16 protein-coding genes are annotated in these 17,114 nt (G+C 69.9%); 7 read left to right on the top strand and 9 right to left on the bottom strand.

Annotated elements, in window-relative coordinates:
- Positions 1-137: 137 nt before the first annotated feature.
- Positions 138-1,403 carry a glycosyltransferase family 87 protein gene (locus QRN63_RS13350; RefSeq protein ID WP_267316707.1) on the bottom strand — a complete coding sequence of 422 codons (1,266 nt, stop codon included), beginning with the start codon at positions 1,401-1,403 and terminating at the stop codon, positions 138-140.
- 118 nt (positions 1,404-1,521) lie between these two features.
- On the opposite strand from QRN63_RS13350, the gene QRN63_RS13345 reads away from it, so the two are divergent.
- Both QRN63_RS13345 and QRN63_RS13340 read left to right on the top strand, forming a co-directional pair.
- A complete protein-coding gene (locus tag QRN63_RS13345; RefSeq protein WP_267316708.1) occupies positions 1,522-2,361 on the top strand; it encodes a hypothetical protein in 840 nt (279 codons plus the stop codon).
- Entirely contained in the window at positions 2,362-2,856 is a 495-nt protein-coding gene (locus QRN63_RS13340) for a polyadenylate-specific 3'-exoribonuclease AS (RefSeq protein ID WP_267316709.1), read from the top strand. It abuts the gene before it with no gap.
- A gap of 7 nt (positions 2,857-2,863) precedes the next feature.
- Here QRN63_RS13340 and QRN63_RS13335 read toward each other — a convergent pair whose 3' ends face one another.
- From QRN63_RS13335 to sigC, 5 genes are all read right to left on the bottom strand, one after another.
- A complete protein-coding gene (locus tag QRN63_RS13335; protein ID WP_285031371.1) occupies positions 2,864-4,258 on the bottom strand; it encodes a copper resistance CopC/CopD family protein in 1,395 nt (464 codons plus the stop codon).
- A gap of 49 nt (positions 4,259-4,307) precedes the next feature.
- Positions 4,308-5,015 (bottom strand): YcnI family protein, encoded by a 708-nt coding sequence (locus QRN63_RS13330; protein WP_285031220.1) that lies wholly within the window; start codon positions 5,013-5,015, stop codon positions 4,308-4,310.
- Between the two features lie 19 nt (positions 5,016-5,034).
- Entirely contained in the window at positions 5,035-5,592 is a 558-nt protein-coding gene (locus QRN63_RS13325; RefSeq protein ID WP_267316711.1) for a DUF5134 domain-containing protein, read from the bottom strand.
- A 28-nt stretch (positions 5,593-5,620) separates the two neighbouring features.
- Positions 5,621-6,079 (bottom strand): hypothetical protein, encoded by a 459-nt coding sequence (locus QRN63_RS13320; RefSeq protein ID WP_285031219.1) that lies wholly within the window; start codon positions 6,077-6,079, stop codon positions 5,621-5,623.
- Positions 6,080-6,154: 75 nt separating this feature from the next.
- Positions 6,155-6,709 (bottom strand): RNA polymerase sigma factor SigC, encoded by a 555-nt coding sequence (sigC, locus tag QRN63_RS13315; protein WP_061006820.1) that lies wholly within the window; start codon positions 6,707-6,709, stop codon positions 6,155-6,157.
- A gap of 202 nt (positions 6,710-6,911) precedes the next feature.
- Between sigC and QRN63_RS13310 the strand changes: the two genes are divergently transcribed.
- Positions 6,912-9,077 (top strand): heavy metal translocating P-type ATPase, encoded by a 2,166-nt coding sequence (locus QRN63_RS13310; RefSeq protein ID WP_502888130.1) that lies wholly within the window; start codon positions 6,912-6,914, stop codon positions 9,075-9,077.
- A gap of 3 nt (positions 9,078-9,080) precedes the next feature.
- Here the strand turns inward: QRN63_RS13310 and QRN63_RS13305 are convergent, their stop codons facing one another.
- A complete protein-coding gene (locus QRN63_RS13305) occupies positions 9,081-11,045 on the bottom strand; it encodes a cytochrome c oxidase assembly protein (protein ID WP_285031217.1) in 1,965 nt (654 codons plus the stop codon).
- Between the two features lie 113 nt (positions 11,046-11,158).
- Between QRN63_RS13305 and QRN63_RS13300 the strand changes: the two genes are divergently transcribed.
- Together QRN63_RS13300 and QRN63_RS13295 are read left to right on the top strand one after the other, a co-directional pair.
- Complete coding sequence (locus tag QRN63_RS13300) at positions 11,159-12,532, top strand: PepSY-associated TM helix domain-containing protein (RefSeq protein ID WP_285031216.1); 1,374 nt, start codon at positions 11,159-11,161, stop codon at positions 12,530-12,532.
- The gene (locus QRN63_RS13295) at positions 12,529-13,185 is read left to right on the top strand and encodes a DUF5134 domain-containing protein (protein WP_285031215.1); all 657 of its coding nucleotides are present in this window, start codon (positions 12,529-12,531) and stop codon (positions 13,183-13,185) included. Before QRN63_RS13300 ends, QRN63_RS13295 begins: the two co-directional genes overlap by 4 nt.
- Here QRN63_RS13295 and QRN63_RS13290 read toward each other — a convergent pair.
- Positions 13,182-13,895: a zf-HC2 domain-containing protein gene (locus QRN63_RS13290; protein ID WP_285031214.1), complete on the bottom strand. Its 714-nt coding sequence runs from the start codon at positions 13,893-13,895 to the stop codon at positions 13,182-13,184. The genes QRN63_RS13295 and QRN63_RS13290 overlap by 4 nt on opposite strands.
- A gap of 112 nt (positions 13,896-14,007) precedes the next feature.
- Here QRN63_RS13290 and QRN63_RS13285 point away from each other — a divergent pair, with 112 nt between their 5' ends.
- Positions 14,008-15,393 (top strand): class II 3-deoxy-7-phosphoheptulonate synthase, encoded by a 1,386-nt coding sequence (locus tag QRN63_RS13285; protein ID WP_020103604.1) that lies wholly within the window; start codon positions 14,008-14,010, stop codon positions 15,391-15,393.
- A gap of 72 nt (positions 15,394-15,465) precedes the next feature.
- Here the strand turns inward: QRN63_RS13285 and QRN63_RS13280 are convergent, their stop codons facing one another.
- Positions 15,466-16,707, bottom strand: coding sequence for a protein kinase domain-containing protein (locus QRN63_RS13280; protein ID WP_285031213.1), 1,242 nt, complete (start codon positions 16,705-16,707; stop codon positions 15,466-15,468).
- On the opposite strand from QRN63_RS13280, the gene QRN63_RS13275 reads away from it, so the two are divergent.
- On the top strand, positions 16,697-17,101 hold the full coding sequence (locus tag QRN63_RS13275; RefSeq protein ID WP_267316720.1) for an Rv2175c family DNA-binding protein: 405 nt from the start codon (positions 16,697-16,699) through the stop codon (positions 17,099-17,101). The two genes, QRN63_RS13280 and QRN63_RS13275, sit on opposite strands and share 11 nt — an antisense overlap.
- Positions 17,102-17,114 lie beyond the last annotated feature (13 nt).

Below are 17,114 nucleotides of genomic sequence, written 5' to 3'. Positions count from 1 at the left end.
TCACCCAGGTAGGTGGCCGCAATCCTCGGCTTTCGTCATTTCACTGGCGGCTGACCGCTTCGCCACCGTAACGTCGCGGCGGGAAATCGGCTTCTGGACCGCCGTGGGGTTACCGTCGCGCGGGCCGGGGGCCGGGGTCAGTTGGTCGCCGAGACCGGAGCGACGTGCTCGGTCGCATCGGCAGCGGGTGTGCCTCGGCCGGTGATGGTGCCCGCCGCGGCGATGACGGCCAGGCCCCACCACACGTACGAGCTGCCGATCACCTGACGCCACAGCGTCGCGTCGACCTCGTGGTGCTCGGGCAACAGCCGGATGGGCGTGCAGACCAGCAGGAACGCGCCGAGCGCGCTCACCGCGGCGAGGACGGCGCTGCGTTCCCGGTAGGCGACCACGGTGATGGTGACCATGGTCGGCAGGGCCCACACCCAGTGGTGCGACCACGACACCGGCGACACCACCAGACCGAACATCGCCACGCACATCAGCGCCAGCACCGGCTGTCCCGCGCGGAGCACGCGATGGGCCGCCCACACCGTCAGTGCCAGCACCGCGAAGCACAGCACGACCCAGAGCACGAACCGCGGCGTCGCCGACATCCCGAACCGCGCCAGCGTGCCGGAGATGTTCTGGTTGGTGTTCAGCGTCGCGGTGCCGATGCGGTCGGTGTTGCGGACCGTCTTGGTCCAGTACTCCCACGAGTCACCCCAGGCCAGCGCGAACGCGATCAGCGTGACCACGACCGACGACGCCACCGTGGTCAGCAGCGCGCGGAAATCACGGCGCAGCAGGAAGAACAGCAGGAACACGGCCGGGGTCAGCTTGAGGGCGATCGCCACCCCGAGCAGGACGCCGCGCGGCCACGGGGTGCGGCGGGGGACACAGTCGGCGATCACCAGCGTCATGAGGACGACGTTGATCTGACCGAAGTTGAAGTTGGACCGCACCGGCTCGAGGAACAGCACGGCCGGTCCGACGATGGCGACGGCGAGCCAGCAGCGGCGGGCCAGGGCCGAGCCTCCGAACGGTGAGTGCGGCCAGACATCCAGCCGCGTCAGCACGATCACGATCGACACCAGCAACAACACGAACGTCGTCACCGTGATGGCGACGCTCGCGGCGGGCAGGGGGAGCCAGGCGAACGGGGCGAACATGATCGCGGCCAAGGGCGGGTAGGTGAACGGCAGGTCGATGCCGGCCTCGGTACGGAAGATCGTGCTCTCGCTGTACAGCGGCGTGTTGTTGAGCCAGGCGCGGCCGCCCATCCGGTACACGTCGATGTCGATCCGGTACGGCGTATGACCCAGCAGCCGCCAGGCGCCCCATACCAACGTCAACATGGCCAGCAACTGCAACAGCCGCCAGGCCAGCCGTTGTCCGGAGGCGGGCCACGACCAAGTTCCCATACGCATCTCGCCGGACAGCCTATCGGGGGGACCGGCGCGTCGGCGCCCTGCGGGGCAGTGACACGCATGCACGGGCGTAAGTTTCTTCCCCGTGCGGTCGCCCCTACCTACGGAGTTCGTGTCCAGTGGGCGGCTGCCGTTGTTGTGGTGCCTGATTGCGTTCATCCTGACGTTTTTCGTGACCCGGACCGTGGTGCGCTACATCCGGGCCCACGCCGACAATCCGGCGCCGCGCAAGTGGTGGCAGCCGCGCAACATCGGCCATGGCGGCCTGCACATCCACCACGCGGTGATCGGCGTGGTGCTCGTGATGGTGTCGGGGGTGACGATGGTGACGCTCGCCGTCGACGGCGGCGTCCCGGAATTCACCGTGGCGGCAATCTTTTTCGGTATCGGCGCCGCCCTGGTCCTCGACGAGTTCGCGCTGATCCTGCACTTGTCCGACGTGTACTGGGCCGAGGACGGCCGCACCTCGGTCGACGCGGTGTTCGTCGCGATCGCGGTGGCCGGGCTGCTGATCCTGGGTTTCAACCCGTTGTCGTTCTTCGACATCACCGTCTGGCGTGACGACCAGGACGTGGCTGCCCGGATCATGGTCGTGGCGCTGGCCCTGATCACGCTGGCCATGGCGGTCATCGTGCTGCTCAAAGGCAAGGTGTGGACCGGCCTGATTGGGATGTTCATCACACCGCTGCTGGTCATCGGTGCGATCCGGCTGTCGCGGCCGCACGCGCCGTGGGCCCGTTGGCGCTACACGAGCCGGCCGCGCAAGATGCACAAAGCGCTGGAACGCGAGCGGTGGCTGCGCCGGCCGGTGGTGCGGGCGAAGCTGTGGTTACAGGATGCGATCGCCGGTATGCCAAAGTTTCCCGACGAAGCGGACGTGGACCAACAGCTCGACCGCGAGATCCACGCGGCACCCGCGCCGCCGGACCGAACGCCGACCGAGGTTGCCTGAATGAAGTTTTTTTACGACACCGAGTTCATCGACGACGGTCGCACCATCGACCTGATCTCGATCGGTGTGGCCGCCGAGGACGGGCGCGAGTACTACGCCGTCTCCTCGGAGTTCGACCCCGACCGGGCGGGTTCCTGGGTGCGCAAGAACGTGCTGCCGAAGCTGCCGTCGCCGTCGTCGCAGGTGTGGCGTTCGCGCCGGCAGATCCGGTCGGAGCTGGAGGACTTCTTCAACATCGACGGGGACGAGCCGATCGAGCTGTGGGCGTGGGTCGGTGCCTACGACCACGTGGTGCTGTGCCAGTTGTGGGGGCCGATGGCCGACCTGCCGCCGGCCATGCCGCGCTTCACCCGGGAACTGCGGCAGTTCTGGGAGGACTGCGGCAGTCCGCGGATGCCACCGCGGCCGCGCGATTCGCACGACGCGCTGGTCGATGCGCGACACAACCTGAACCGTTACCGGCTGATCGCCGAGATGATGACGGCGCCGCGGTAATTCAGGATCACCAGGCGCGGAACGGCACGCTGGCAACGGCGGCGTCGTTCGGGCCGAACTGGACCGTCAGCTGCAGCGTCCACAGGCCCGGCCGTGGCGCGGTGGCATATGTGCTGCGCCAGCGACCGTCGGGACCCACGGTGAAACGCACGGGCAGGGAGGCGATCTCGGCGCTCGACAGGGTGCCGCGCAGCCCGGTGGCGCCGGGCGCGGTGACGTCGATCGGGATGGCGCCGTGGCGCGTGGTGTCGAGATGCACCTGCGCCTGCCGGCCCTCATCGAGCGCCGCGGTGGCCGTGAACGCGGGGCCGTAGGTGGTACGGGCGGGCGGCTCGCCGGTGAGCACCGTGGTCATGACCAACACCAGCACCGCGAGCGCGGTTTCCAGCGGCACGGTGCGGCGCAGCCGCTCCGGGGTGAGCCGGCGCCGGCCGAGGTAGGCCAGGGCGGCCATGAGCGTGACCAGGAAAACCTTGGCGCACAAGGCCATTCCGTAGCCCGTCGACCACAGGGACTCGATCGGCGACACCTGCCGCCAGGCCTGGTACTCGCCGGTGAGCAGGACCGCCGCGACACAGCCGAACGCCACCCGGGACCAGCGCTGCAGGTCGTTGCTGCGCCGGGCGGGCAGGACCACCAGCGTCAGCAGACACAAACCGCCCAGCCACAGCGCCATGGCCAGCAGGTGGACGGTGGTGACGGTGGTGGCCAGCCACGGGTCCGGGCCGGCCGAGGCATGCCCGGAGGCGGCGACGCCGGCCGCGAGCGCCGTCGCGAGCACGACGAACAGCGCGGTACCGGCGCGCACGGTCGCCGCGAGCAGCACGAGCAGGGCTGCCTGCGCGTAGAGCGCGGCGTCGGGTCCGGTGGTGACGGCGGCGATGACGGTCGCGGCGGCCAGCAGCAGCCAGCCGATGCCGGCCAGGACCCGGGTGCGGCGCAGTGCGAGCGCCCACCCCCACACCAACCGGGCCGCCGCCAGCACCCCGACGTACAGCACCAGGCCGATGTACGTCAGACCGCGCGCGATGTCAGACGCCGCCGACGACGAGGCGACCGGATGAATGTCCGGCGGTGCGTCCGGTGCCTGCTGCACGCCGAAGCTCACCGACCCGGCCACCTCGTGCCCGTCGGCCGACATCAGCCGCCAGGTGGCCGTGTAGCTGCCGCGCGGCAGTCCCGGAGGTAGGTCGAGTTCGACGGTGGTGTCACCCGACCGCTGCCGGACGTCCCGGTCGACCCGGGCGCCGGTATTCGAAATCACCTGGACCGCACCCGGAATCAAGCGAACCGGCTCGTCGAACGTCAGTGTGACCCGGCTCGGCGCGGCCGGCAGGGTGGCGCCGTCGACCGGATCGCTGGAGACCAGGACGGCGTGCGCGTGTGCGAGGGGAGCCGGCAGCAGGAGCGCGAGCAGAGCCGCGAGCAGCGCTGCGACCGGCCTCAGTTCTCTAGTCGTGACTCGTCTTTCGTCGGGAAGACGCCAGGCTAGCGATCGCCACCAGCAGCGCGACCACCGACACGGCCAGCGCCGTCAGACCCGGCCAGGCGGGCGTCGCGGCAGCCGGGGCAACGGCTGCGGGCCGGTCGTGGTCGCCGCCGCCGGCGGGCTTCAGGTGCAGCGAGGGCGCCGGGTGCTCGGGCTCGGGCTGGCCCGGGTTGGCCTTCTCGTTCCAGTTGACCGTCTTGCCGTCGCTGTAGGTCTGGACAGCGGGCAGCGTCAGTGTGTTGACCTTGGGCAGCGGGCCGGCCGAGATGGCGAACACGTTGAACTGGTGCGGCGGGATGGGTGCATCCGGCGCGGTGGCCTTCCACTCGACGGACGAGACGTACTCGGTGACCTCGGCGCCGTCGTCGTCCTTCTGCGGGGTGGGCAGCTTCTTCTTGGTCAGGGTGGCGGTCCAGCCGGCCTTCTGCTGAGTGCTGACCGAGATGATCGGCTGGTCGTCGGGCAGCACGACCAGGAGGCCCGTGGTGGACGCGGTATCCGACTCGGTGGGCACGCGGAAGTTCAGTACGCCCCAGCCACCCTGGGGGGCGTCGCCGGTCACCTTGACGTGGGCGGCGGCCGGTGCGGCCAGGGCGACGGCGCACGCCGTCGTCGCGGTGACGGCGGCAATGACCCGAAAAGCCTTGGGGGTCTGGATCAGCTTGGGCATGTTGTCCTTTCGAGAGGGGTCAGACGGCCATGACGGCGAAGGCGGCGCTCATTCCGAACGCCATGAGCAGGTCGGCGTACGGGCGCTTCGGCCCGCGCACCAGCAGGTAGAACCACCACAGCGCGGCGGCGCAGAATCCGGCCGCGAGCACGACGCACACCGTCGTGAACCAGCCGGGGGGAGTCACGGCGATGGCGCCGTGACCGAGGTGGGCGCTGTGATGACCGGAAGCCTGTGCCGTCGCGACCGGAACACCGGCGTTCGGCGCCATCAGCAGACCCATCAGAGCCATCGCGGCCATCATCGTGCAGTGGTAGACGGGGTGCGGTAGCTCGAAGCCGAACAGGGCGAGGTAGGCGAAGTACAGGGCACCGGCCGTGAACACCAGCACGTACAGCAGCGGGGACACCCGCATACCGGCCGGCCAGAGCATCGCGATCATGCCCACTGACGCCACCGCGTGCAGGACCCCGACGCCGTGCTGCCCGGGTGCGCGTCGTCCGGCGCCCACGAACAGCAGCGCGGCCACCGCGAACACGGCGGTCAGCGCCCAGCGCAGGGCGGAATCGGCGATCACGCTGTCATTAGTCGTACGGAGTGGGTCTTCAGTTCCCGGACGGCTTGAACCGCATGTCGGGTTGCGACCGTTCCAGTGGCGTCAGCACCACACCCAGCCAGCACACGGCCGAGACCGCGGCCGCGACGAAACCCGCCAGCGGCCACCACACCGCGACCCGCGCCGGCGAGGTCTGGCACCACCAGACCGCACCGAACCCCGCCGCCGTGGCCACGCCCGACAGGTACAGTGCCGCGCAACTCACGCGGAACCGCTTGCGCCACAGCGCTGTTGCCGATGCCACGGCCGCCAGGGTGAACAGGATCGCGACGACCTTCAGCACCCACCGATGGGATTCCGACCAGCTGACCCCGGCAGACACCGCCAGCACGACGATCGCCGCGGCGGTGGGGTAGCCGCGGGCGGGACCGATCCAGACCTCGTCGAAAACCCGGCGCCCGATGGCGCGCAGCGTGTGCTCGAGGTCGATCGCATGGCGGGTGGACAAGCCGAACTCCGTTCAGTCTGTAGGCCAGTTTCGCAGAGTTGGTCGGATGCGCGGCGGCGCGGGTTCCGCGGTGGTTCAGCCCGCGCTCTGGTCCTGGTTTCCGGCGCGCAGCAGGTCGTCGCGGGCGCGGGCGACCCGGGAGCGGATGGTGCCGACGGGGCAGCCGCAGATTTCGGCGGCCTCGGCGTAGGACAGGCCCAGTACCTGGGTCAGCAGCAGCGCTTCGCGGCGATCGCTGTCGACGCCGTCGAGCAGCATGCGGATCTCGACGATGTCCTCGAACCGGGCGGTCGGCTGGTGCATGTCGACGACGGTCTCGGGCTCGATGGCCGCGCTGCTGCGCGGGCGGCACTGCTTGCGCCGGATGTGGTCGACGACGACGCGGCGCGCGATCGACAGCAGCCAGGTGCGCGCGGTCGACCGGCCGCGGAATCGCGACAGCGAGCCGAGGGCCCGCAGGTAGGTCTCCTGCGTCAGGTCGTCGGCATTGCCGGGCTCGTCGAGGTAGGCGACGGTGCGCCAGACATCGCGCTGGGTAGCCTTGATGAACTGGTCCAATGCGGCACGATCGCCCCGACCGGCAGCCAGTGCCAGGCGGGTCACTTCGTCGTCGTCGCCGCGGCTGTTCACGGCCCGACCATATGTGACGAGTGCCGGGAACTCACAGCCGGGCACGTCCGACCAATATTTTTGGGTAGCTCCGCTTCACGGGGACAATAGGAGGATGATGACGGCCGGCTCGGTGAGCACAGTGGTGGGCAGCGCCGACGACACGACAGTCGCTGCCGCAGCTGCCGACGAGGCCCGTCGGGTGCAGCTCGACGTCACCGGCATGACATGTGGCGCCTGTGCCGCGCGGGTCGAGCGCACGCTCAACAAGATGCCGGGTGTCCGCGCCTCCGTGAACTTCGGCACCCGCGTGGCGACGGTCGACGCGGTCCCGGAGGTCGCCGACACCGAGCTGTGCGATGTGATCCGCAAGGCCGGTTACGACGCCGAGCCGCGGTCCGGGGTCATCGCCGGGGACCGCGACGACGAAGACCTCTCGCACGCCCACTACCTGCTGCGCCGTCTGCTCGTGGCCGCGGTGCTGTTCGTCCCGCTCGCCGATCTGTCGGTGATGTTCGCCGTCGTGCCCAGCACCCGGATCACCGGGTGGCAGTGGATTCTGACGGCCCTGGCCCTGCCGGTCGTGACGTGGGCCGCTTGGCCGTTCCACCGCGTGGCCCTGCGCAACGCCCGGAACCGGGCCGCGTCCATGGAGACACTGATCTCGGTCGGCGTGACCGCCGCGACGGTGTGGTCGCTCTACACGATGTTCGCCGGACACCACGCCACCACGAGTACCGGCATCTGGCAGGCCCTGGCCGGCAGCGACGCCATCTACTTCGAGGTCGCCGCGGGCGTCACGGTGTTCGTGCTGGCCGGCCGCTACTTCGAGGCCCGCGCCAAGTCGAAGGCGGGCAGCGCGCTGCGGGCGCTCGCGGCGCTGAGCGCCAAGAACGTCACGATCCTGCTGGCCGACGGCTCCGAGATGGTCATCCCGGCAGAGGAACTCGCCGAGCAGCAGAAGTTCGTGGTGCGTCCCGGCCAGACGATCGCGGCCGACGGACTCGTGGTCGAGGGCTCGGCCGCCGTCGACACCAGTGTGATGACCGGTGAGGCCAAGCCGTTCCGGGCGACGCCGGGCAGTAGCGTCATCGGCGGCACGATCGTGCTCGACGGGCGCCTGATCGTGGAGGCGGCGGCGGTCGGTGCCGACACCCAGTTCGCCGGCATGGTGCGCCTGGTCGAGGAAGCGCAGGCCCAGAAGGCCGAGTCGCAGCGCCTCGCCGACCGCATCTCCTCGGTGTTCGTGCCGTGCGTCTTCGGCATCGCGGCGCTGACCGCGCTGGGTTGGGCCCTGGCGGGTGCGGGCCCCGACAAGGTGTTCGCCTGCGCGCTGGCGGTGTTGGTCATCGCCTGCCCGTGCGCCCTGGGCCTGGCCACGCCGACGGCCATGATGGTGGCGTCCGGACGCGGCGCCCAACTCGGCATCTTCCTCAAGGGGCACCGGTCGCTCGAAGCGATCCGGGCCGTCGACACCGTCGTCTTCGACAAGACGGGCACCCTGACGACCGGGCACCTGGCCGTCACTGCCGTCACCGCCGTCGACGGCTGGGCGGACGAGGACGTCCTGGCCCTCGCCGCGGCCGTCGAGTCTGCATCCGAGCATGCTGTCGCGGTGGCCATCACCACGGCAGCGCCCGAGCACGAGGCCGTCACCGATTTCCAGGCCGTGCCCGGCCGTGGCGTGGTCGGGACCGTGGGGGAGCGCGAGGTGCGCGTCGGCAAGCCGTCCTGGGCGGCCGGTCGTGCCGTGGTGCCCGCAGTCCTGGCCGAAGCGCGCCGAGGCGCCGAATCCCGCGGTGAGACAGTGGTTTTCGTCGCTGTCGATGGCCAGCTGTGCGGTGCTGTCGCTGTCGCTGACGCGGTGCGTGAATCAGCTGCGGGTGCCATCGCGGCGCTGCACGAGCGCGGGCTCAAGACCATCCTGCTGACCGGCGACAATCCGGCGGCCGCCGCCGCGGTGGGTGCCGCGGTGGGGATCGACGACGTCATCGCCGACGTCCTCCCGGACGGCAAGGTCGACGTCATCCAGCAGCTGCGCGACCGCGGCCGCATGGTCGCGATGGTCGGTGACGGCATCAACGACGGCCCGGCGCTGGCCTGCTCGGATCTGGGTCTGGCCATCGGCCGCGGCACCGACGTCGCGATCGGCGCGGCGGACATCATCCTGGTCCGCGACAGCCTGGATTCGGTGCCGCAGGCACTGGACCTGGCCAAGGCGACCATGCGGACCATCCAGATGAACCTGGTGTGGGCGTTCGGCTACAACATCGCCGCCATCCCGGTGGCGGCGGCCGGCCTGCTCAACCCGCTGATCGCGGGCGCGGCGATGGCCTTCTCGTCGTTCTTCGTGGTGTCGAACAGTCTGCGGCTGCGCAACTTCCGGTAGGCCCTACTGCTGGCCGCGCTGGCGGGCCAGTTCGCGCAGCATCGCGTTGTAGGCGTCCAGGTCGTCGTCGCCGTAGTTGGAATCCGAGTGCCGGTCCGAGCGCGATGCGGCGCGGCGATCCTGCTTGGCCCACTGGGCCACCAGCGCGATGACCACCAGGATCACCGGCAGTTCGCTCGAACCCCACGCGATGGCGCCGCCGAGGTGCTGGTCGGCGCCGATGCTCGACAGCCACGGCAGGCCGACGAACTTGTAGAACGACCCACCGATGGTGTCGGTCATGGTCATGGTCGCGATGCCGAAGAACGCGTGAAAAGGCATGACCGCGAACAACAATCCGAGCCGGCCCAGGAATGGCAGGCGCTTGGGGCCCGGGTCGATACCGATGATGCCCCAGTAGAAGAGGTAGCCGACCAGCAGGAAGTGCACGCTCATCAGCTCGTGGCCCCAGTGGTAACGGACCAGCGTGTTGAAGATCGGGGTGAAGTACACCGCGTACAGCGACGCGACGAACAGTACGAACGCCACGATCGGATTCGACAGTGCGGCCGTGACTTTCGAGTGCACGAGCCACAGGATCCATTCGCGCGGTCCCGGTGGTGCGCCGTCACCCGCCGGCGGCAGGGCGCGCAGCGCCAGGGTCACTGGGCCGCCGAGCACGAGCAGCACGGGGACGAACATGTTGAGCGTCATGTGCTCGCCCATGTGCACGCTGAACATCGCCGAACCGTAGGCCCGCACACCCGAGCTGCTGGTGAAAAGCAAGACGCCGCAGCCGATCAGCCAGGCGAGCAACCGGCCGACCGGCCACTCGTCGCCGCGGCGCCGCAGCTTCAGGTACGCGTACAGATAGGCCCCGGCAAGGACCAGCGCGCCGATGCCGATGAAGGTGTCGAACCGCCAGACCGTCAGCAGCCGAACGACATTCGGCGGGTCGGGCAGTTCGTAGCCGAGGAAGACGTCCCACGTCGTGTACTTGTGGTGCAGCAGGCGCGGCGCGGTCTGCACCGCCATGGCGGACACCGCGGCGAGCGCGGTGATCGCGGGCAGGCAGGTCGCCAGCAGGGACGGCTTCGCCCGGCGCAGTGCCGCGGCGTCGGTGATCCAGGACGCCGCCAGCGCGATCGCGGCGACGATGGCCCACCGCCCATAGTCGCTGCCCGTCAGGCCGGGGGGCCCGAGCTGGTCGGCCAGCAGCAGCACGCCGTAGATCAGCGCGACGGTGCCGCAGGCCACCTGGATGATCAGCACCCGCCGGTAGAGGTCGGCGGCCGGCGGACTGATGACGGCCGCGATCTTCGAGCCGGCCAGCACCGCCAGCGCCACCGCGAACACGATGACCGCGCTGGTCGTGTAGTCGTGGTCGGGTCCTTCGCTGGCATTGCCGGTCACCGGCAGCGCCAGGACCCCGATCACGCTGGGCAGCAGCAGCACGACCATGGCGATCCACCGCACGCTGAACCGCAGCGTCAGCGCCACGACCGCGGCGCACACTGTGGCGACGATCCAGCCACGGGCCATCTCGGATGCGCCGATGGCCTCACCCAGCCGGCCGCTCTCCACCAGTCGCAGCGCCGGGGCGCCGGCGTCGGTCGCCGCCTGCACCACCACCATGAACGCCGAGGCGACCAGCCAGACCAGCGAAACCCGTTCCAGCACAAGGTGGATGCGGAATGCGGGCGGGTCGATGACGCCCTTGGGGTCAGGCCGCGCGGTGGTGACGACGTACACCAGACCGCCGAGACAGATCGCGGCGGCGAAGATGGCCGTGAAGTAGCCCACCGGTTCGGCGCACGAGGTGAACGTGCCGGGGTAGCTGTCGCCCGTGGCGATGAAGCGCTGATCGCCCGAGATGAGGGCGTAGGTGACCAGGGCGGCGACCGCGGCCAGATAACCCAACAGCGGCAGGAGTTGGTCCCGTCGTTTCGCTCGCCCTGTAGCCAACCTGCCCGCCCGGTCCGAGCCCATCGAAATACCGGCCTTCCACCTGAAGAACTGATCGTGGCCAGTCTACGACCAGGTGTCGTAGAAATTTTCCGGGCGCAGGAACTCCTGGCGCCGCGCGCCGACCAATACAAGTTGTGAGTCATACCCAACTGCCCGAACCGGACGTTGCCGCCGCGGCCGATGCGTCGGCGTGGAAGCGCTTTCGCCCGGCACTGCTGCGGCTGCACTTCTACGCCGGCCTGTTCGTCGCGCCGTTCATCCTGATCGCCGCCGTCACCGGGCTGCTGTACGCGGTGATCCCGCAGATCGACAGTGCGGTGTACCGGCACGAACTCACCGTCGACCACGTCGGCGACCGGCAGCTGCCACTGGCCGCCCAGCTGGCCGCCGTCCGGTCCGCGCATCCGGAGGGCACCGTCACCAGCATCCGGCCGCCCGCCGCTCCGGACGAGACCACGCAGGTGACGCTCGCGGTGGACGACGTCCCCGCCGACTACGCGCGCACGGTGTTCGTCGACCCCTACACCGGCACGGTCCGCGGCGCCCTGACCACCTACGGCCAGTGGCTGCCGGTGCGGGCGTGGTTCGACGAACTGCACCGCAACCTGCACCTCGGGGCCTTCGGCCGGAACTACAGCGAGCTGGCGGCCAGCTGGTCGTGGGTGATCGCCGGCGTGGGCCTGCTGCTGTGGATCGGGCACAACAGGGGACAGCCGCGCCGGCTCGTCGTCCCGGATGTGCGGGCGACCGGGCGGCGCCGGCTGCTGTCGTGGCACGGCACCCTCGGGGTCTGGATCCTCGCGGCGGTGGCGCTGCTGGCGGTGTCCGGCATGACGTGGTCGCGGTTCGCCGGCGAGAACGTCGCCCAACTGCGGACGGCGCTGAGCTGGACCAGCCCGTCGGTCGACACCGCGCTGCCGGGGCAGACCGCTGGGCCGACGCTCGACGAGGCCGCCGCGCTGCGCGGTGCCGACGCGACGCTGCAGGTCGCCCACGAGGCGCACCTGCGGAATCCCATGTGGATGTATCCGCCGACGACGGCGGGGCAGGGCTGGCAGGTCGCCGAGCGCAAGCGCGACTGGCCGACGCAGTACGACGCGATCGTCGTCGACCCCGCCACGAGCACGGTGACGGCGCGGCTCGACTTCGCCGAGTGGCCGTTGATGGCGAAGATGACCGACTGGGTCATCGACCTGCACATGGGCATCCTGTTCGGCCTGGTCAACCAGCTGGCGCTGATCGCGGTCGCGCTCGCGATGATCGTCGCGATCGTGCTGGGGTACCGGATGTGGTGGCGACGGCGGCCGACCCGCGGTGCCGGGTTCGCCCTGCCGACCGGACAACGGCGCGGTGCGCTTTCGGCGTTGCGACCCTATGAAGCGGCGCTGCTGGTGCTCGCTCTCGGCGGCGTCGGGTACTTCGCCCCGCTGTTCGGACTCACCCTGGCCCTGTTCGTCGCGGTCGACGTGGCACTGGGCTGGCGTCAGCGGCAGCAGGCGTCCCGATGATCGCCGACATCTGGCTCCGGTTGCTCGTGACCGGGCTGTTTCTGCTGAGTGCGGCCCAGTGCGTCTACGCCCTGGCCAAGGCTCGCGAGGACCGAACCTGGCGCGACCAGACCAGCCGTGCGCTGCATCTGGTGATGGCCGTGGCCATGCTGGTCATGGCGTGGCCCGCGGGGATGTCTGTGCCGAACCGGCCGCCGCTGGTGTTCTTCCTGCTGGCGGCCGGCTGGTTTGCCGTCGTCCTGGTATTGCGCGCCGGCCATCGGGTGGCCGACGGCTATCACGCGGTGATGATGCTGGCCATGGCGTGGATGTACGCCGTGATGGACGGGCAGGTGCTGCCCGGTCAGTGCGCCGGAACAGCGGCCGAGGCGCCGCAGCAGGCGTCGTCGATGCCGTCGATGCCGGGAATGGACATGTCCGGGACGGCGACGCATTCGGGCCCGATGGGCGGCTGCGGACAGCCGTCGGCGTGGGTCGACGCGGTCAACTGGACGCTCACCGCCCTGTTCGGCGTCGCCGCATTGTGGTGGGCCATCCGGTACTTCGCGGTGCGGCAGGAGCGCCCCGACGCCCCGGCTCGTGCGTGGTTCGCCGTGGCCTGCCAGGCCATGGCGGCGGCCGGGATGGCGATCATGTTCGGCGTGATGGTCTAGGCGGCGTTGCCGTCGGTGGGCCACAGGTGGCCCCGGCGGCGGCCGCGCGACGCGTTGTCCGGCAGCGTGATGTCGTCGAGCGTGGGTGCCGCGTCGCGGCGCGGCCGTGGTGGCTCGTGCATGTGGCGGCGCCACACCAGCACGGTCAGCACCACGCCGGCCAGAACCGGCAGATGGCTCAGCATGCGAACCGCGCCGACCGCTCCGGTCAGTCCGTCGACGACGACGTAGCCGGTGAGCACGAGGGCGAACACGCCGCCCACGACAGCCAGGCCCATGGCCGCGGCGGGGCGGGCGGCCGCGACCAGCATGGCGACGCCGAGCGCGACGGACCAGGCCGTCGACTCGTTGACCACGTGCCCGCCGGCGGCATGCCCGACGTGCACGCCGACGCTGACGCCCGCTGCCTGCAGGACGGCCAGGACGAGCTGGACCGCGCCCACGGCCGCGAGGCCGATGCGCACCCAGTCGAGGCCGGCGCGGGTTTCGGGCAGGGCGGGTTGCGAGACCGTGTCGGCCACTGCCGTCATCCGGGTGCGGTCGGCGGCGATCAGCCCGCGCAGCAGTTCCATCTGGCTGTTCAGCTCGTCCTGCCACTGCCGGCACTCGGGGCAGGCCGCCAGGTGCTCGTCGACGCGGCGCGCGGGTACGGGTTCATGCTCTCCGTCCATGCGCGCGGACAGCGCCTCCCGGGCAATCTCGCACTCCACATCGTCAATAGTCGCGCACCGGGCCCGGTTTTCTCCCGGCGGTCCCAAATCCGTCGATCGGGGCCGAATTGGCGGGTAAATAGTCGCTGGTCGGCGCCGGTACCATAGACACGTGAACTGGACCGTCGACGTACCCATCGACCAGCTGCCCGAGCTGCCCCCGCTGCCCGAGGACCTGCGCACGCGCCTTGCCGACGCGCTGTCCCGTCCGGCCGCGCAGCAGCCCAGCTGGCCTGCGGATCAGGCGGCCGCGATGCGCAAGGTGCTCGAGAGCGTGCCGCCCATCACCGTGCCGTCCGAGATCGAGAAGCTCAAGCTGCAGCTGGCCGACGTGGCGCAGGGCAAGGCATTCCTGCTGCAGGGCGGCGACTGCGCCGAGACGTTCGTCGACAACACCGAGCCGCACATCCGGGCCAACATCCGGACCCTGCTGCAGATGGCGGTCGTGCTGACGTACGGCGCCAGCATGCCGGTGGTCAAGGTGGCCCGCATCGCGGGGCAGTACGCCAAGCCGCGCTCGTCGGACACCGACTCGCTGGGCCTGACGTCCTACCGCGGTGACATGGTCAACGGTTTCGACCCGGACCCCGCCGTGCGGGTGCATGACGCGTCGCGCCTGGTGCGCGCCTACGCCAACGCGAGCGCCGCGATGAACCTGGTGCGGGCGCTGACCTCGTCGGGTCTGGCGTCGCTGCAGCAGGTGCACGAGTGGAACCGTGAGTTCGTCCGCACGTCGCCGGCGGGTGCCCGGTACGAGGCGCTGGCGGCCGAGATCGACCGTGGCCTGAACTTCATGACGGCGTGCGGCGTGAACGACCGCAATCTGCAGACCGCCGAGATCTACGCCAGCCATGAGGCCCTGGTGCTCGACTACGAGCGCGCGATGCTGCGGTTGTCGACCGAATTCGACGAGCCGCGTCTGTACGACCTCTCCGCGCACTACGTGTGGATCGGTGAGCGCACCCGTCAGCTCGACCACGCGCACATCGCGTTCGTGGAGACCATCGCCAACCCCATCGGCATCAAGATCGGCCCGACGACGACGCCCGAGATGGCGGTCGAGTACGTGGAACGCCTTGACCCGCACAACATTCCGGGCCGGCTCACGCTCGTCAGCCGGATGGGCAACGGCAAGGTGCGCGACGTGCTGCCGGGCATCATCCAGAAGGTGGAGGCTTCCGGCCACCAGGTCATCTGGCAGTGCGACCCGATGCACGGCAACACCCACGAGAGCTCGACGGGTTACAAGACCCGGCACTTCGACCGCATCGTCGACGAGGTGCAGGGCTTCTTCGAGGTGCACCGTGCGCTGGGCACGCACCCGGGTGGCATCCACGTCGAGATCACCGGCGAGAACGTCACCGAATGTCTTGGTGGCGCACAGGATATCTCCGACGACGACCTGGCCGGCCGCTACGAGACGGCATGCGACCCGCGTCTGAACACCCAGCAGAGCCTGGAGCTGGCGTTCCTCGTCGCCGAGATGCTCCGCGACTAGCTTTCCCGCCGAGGGGCCACTTACCGCACGTTTTTCCGGGAAATCCGTGCAGTAGGTGGCCTTTCGGTGTTTCTAGAACAGCCCGTCGATGTTGGTGCCGAGCGTCCAGGCGCCGGCGGCGACCAGTGCCGTCAGCGTCAGGATCGCGATGAGCCAGAACAGCACCGCCCGGCGCGAGCGCTGCCGCGCCCAGGCGAAGTCGTCGAGGTCGATGCCGGCGAATTGCTTTGCCGCCGCCGGGGATTCGAACAGCGCGGGATCCATCGCCGGATCCATCGTGAATTGCAGGGTGTGCTGCGGCGCCGGCTTCGGTGCCGGGGCCCGGCCGGTCGCGACAGTGGTGCGATCCGCGCGGCCACGCTGGGCGGCCGCCGCGGTGTGCTGCGCCGAGTTGGTCGGCGCCGGCACCCGGAATTCGGGCAGATCGAGATCGGCGACGATCGCGGCGAGCTCGGCCGCCATGTCGCCGGCGTCGAGGTAGCGGTCGTCGGCGACCCGGGCCGTCGCGCAGGCCACCAGGTCGTCGAATTGCTTTGGCACACCGGCGATTGCCGCGCTCGGCGGCGGCACGTCCTGATCGAGTCGCTGATACGCGACGCTGAGGGGACTGTCGCCGGTGAACGGTGTGGTGCCGGTCAATAGCTCGTACGCCAGGATGCCGACGGAGTAGACGTCGCTGCGCGGGTCGGCGTCGCCGGTGCTGACCTGTTCGGGGGACAGGTATGCCGCGGTGCCGAGGATGACGCTCGTCGACGTGATCTTGGCCTCAGCGACGGCGCGCACCAGCCCGAAGTCGGCGATCTTGACCTCACCGCTGTCGGAGATCAGGACGTTCTCGGGCTTGATGTCGCGGTGCACCAGGCCCGCCTGGTGGGCCACCGCCAGGCCGTCGAGCATGGGGGCCAGCACGGCCGCCGCCGCGTGTGGCGGCATCGGGCCGCGCTCACGCAACAACTCACGCAGCGTTCCGCCCTCGACGAGCTCCATCACCAGGAACGGGTGACGACCGTCGAATCCCTGGTCGTAAACCGCCACCAGCCCTGGGCTTTTCAGGCCGGCCGCGGCCCGGGCCTCGCGCTGGAAGCGGGTCAGAAACTGCTGATCGCCCGAATACCGCGAATCCATGACCTTGAGTGCGACCAGGCGGTCGAGCCGGGTGTCCAGGCCGCGGTACACCGTGGACATACCGCCACTGGCAATCGGTGCATCCACCCGGTAGCGCCCGTCCAGCACCGCACCGATCAGTGGGTCCGGTTGGTGGGATGGCTGCACCTGGCAATGGTACGGCTCTAGAATCTCCCGGGTGAGCAGCATTCCGGCCGCAGAGGACGTTATCGGTCCCGATGAAGCGGTCTACGACCTTCCCGCGGTGGCATCCATGCTGGGTATCCCGGTGACCAAGGTGCATCAGCAGTTGCGGGACGGGCATCTCCTCGGAGTGCGCCGGAACGGTGCCATCGTCGTGCCCAAGGTCTTCTTCGACGCCAAGGGTCATGTGGTCAAGCAACTGCCGGGCCTGCTGGTCGTGCTGCGCGACGGCGGCTACGACGAAACCGACATCGTGCGTTGGTTGTTCACCGCCGACGAGTCGCTGACGCTGAGCCGTGACGGCAGCACCGAACGCACCACCAACGCGCGTCCGGTGGATGCCCTGCATTCGCACCAGGCCAGGGAAGTGCTGCGGCGCGCCCAGGCGATGGGCTACTGACGGCACCGCCGTC

It is taken from the genome of Mycolicibacterium sp. lyk4-40-TYG-92 (assembly GCF_030209435.1).
GTDB lineage: Bacteria > Actinomycetota > Actinomycetes > Mycobacteriales > Mycobacteriaceae > Mycobacterium.
The sequence above is the reverse complement of the archived record's forward strand: the minus strand, read 5'-3'. Positions and strand labels throughout refer to the sequence as shown.

Coding starts and splice junctions, on each gene's coding strand:
- QRN63_RS13305 (WP_285031217.1), bottom strand. CDS start 11,045: ATGGGCTCGGACCGGGCGGGCAGGTTGGCTACAGGGCGAGCGAAACGA.
- QRN63_RS13280 (WP_285031213.1), bottom strand. CDS start 16,707: ATGCTGCTCACCCGGGAGATTCTAGAGCCGTACCATTGCCAGGTGCAG.
- QRN63_RS13330 (WP_285031220.1), bottom strand. CDS start 5,015: ATGCCCAAGCTGATCCAGACCCCCAAGGCTTTTCGGGTCATTGCCGCC.
- QRN63_RS13350 (WP_267316707.1), bottom strand. CDS start 1,403: ATGGGAACTTGGTCGTGGCCCGCCTCCGGACAACGGCTGGCCTGGCGG.
- QRN63_RS13295 (WP_285031215.1), top strand. CDS start 12,529: ATGATCGCCGACATCTGGCTCCGGTTGCTCGTGACCGGGCTGTTTCTG.
- QRN63_RS13310 (WP_502888130.1), top strand. CDS start 6,912: ATGACATGTGGCGCCTGTGCCGCGCGGGTCGAGCGCACGCTCAACAAG.
- QRN63_RS13340 (WP_267316709.1), top strand. CDS start 2,362: ATGAAGTTTTTTTACGACACCGAGTTCATCGACGACGGTCGCACCATC.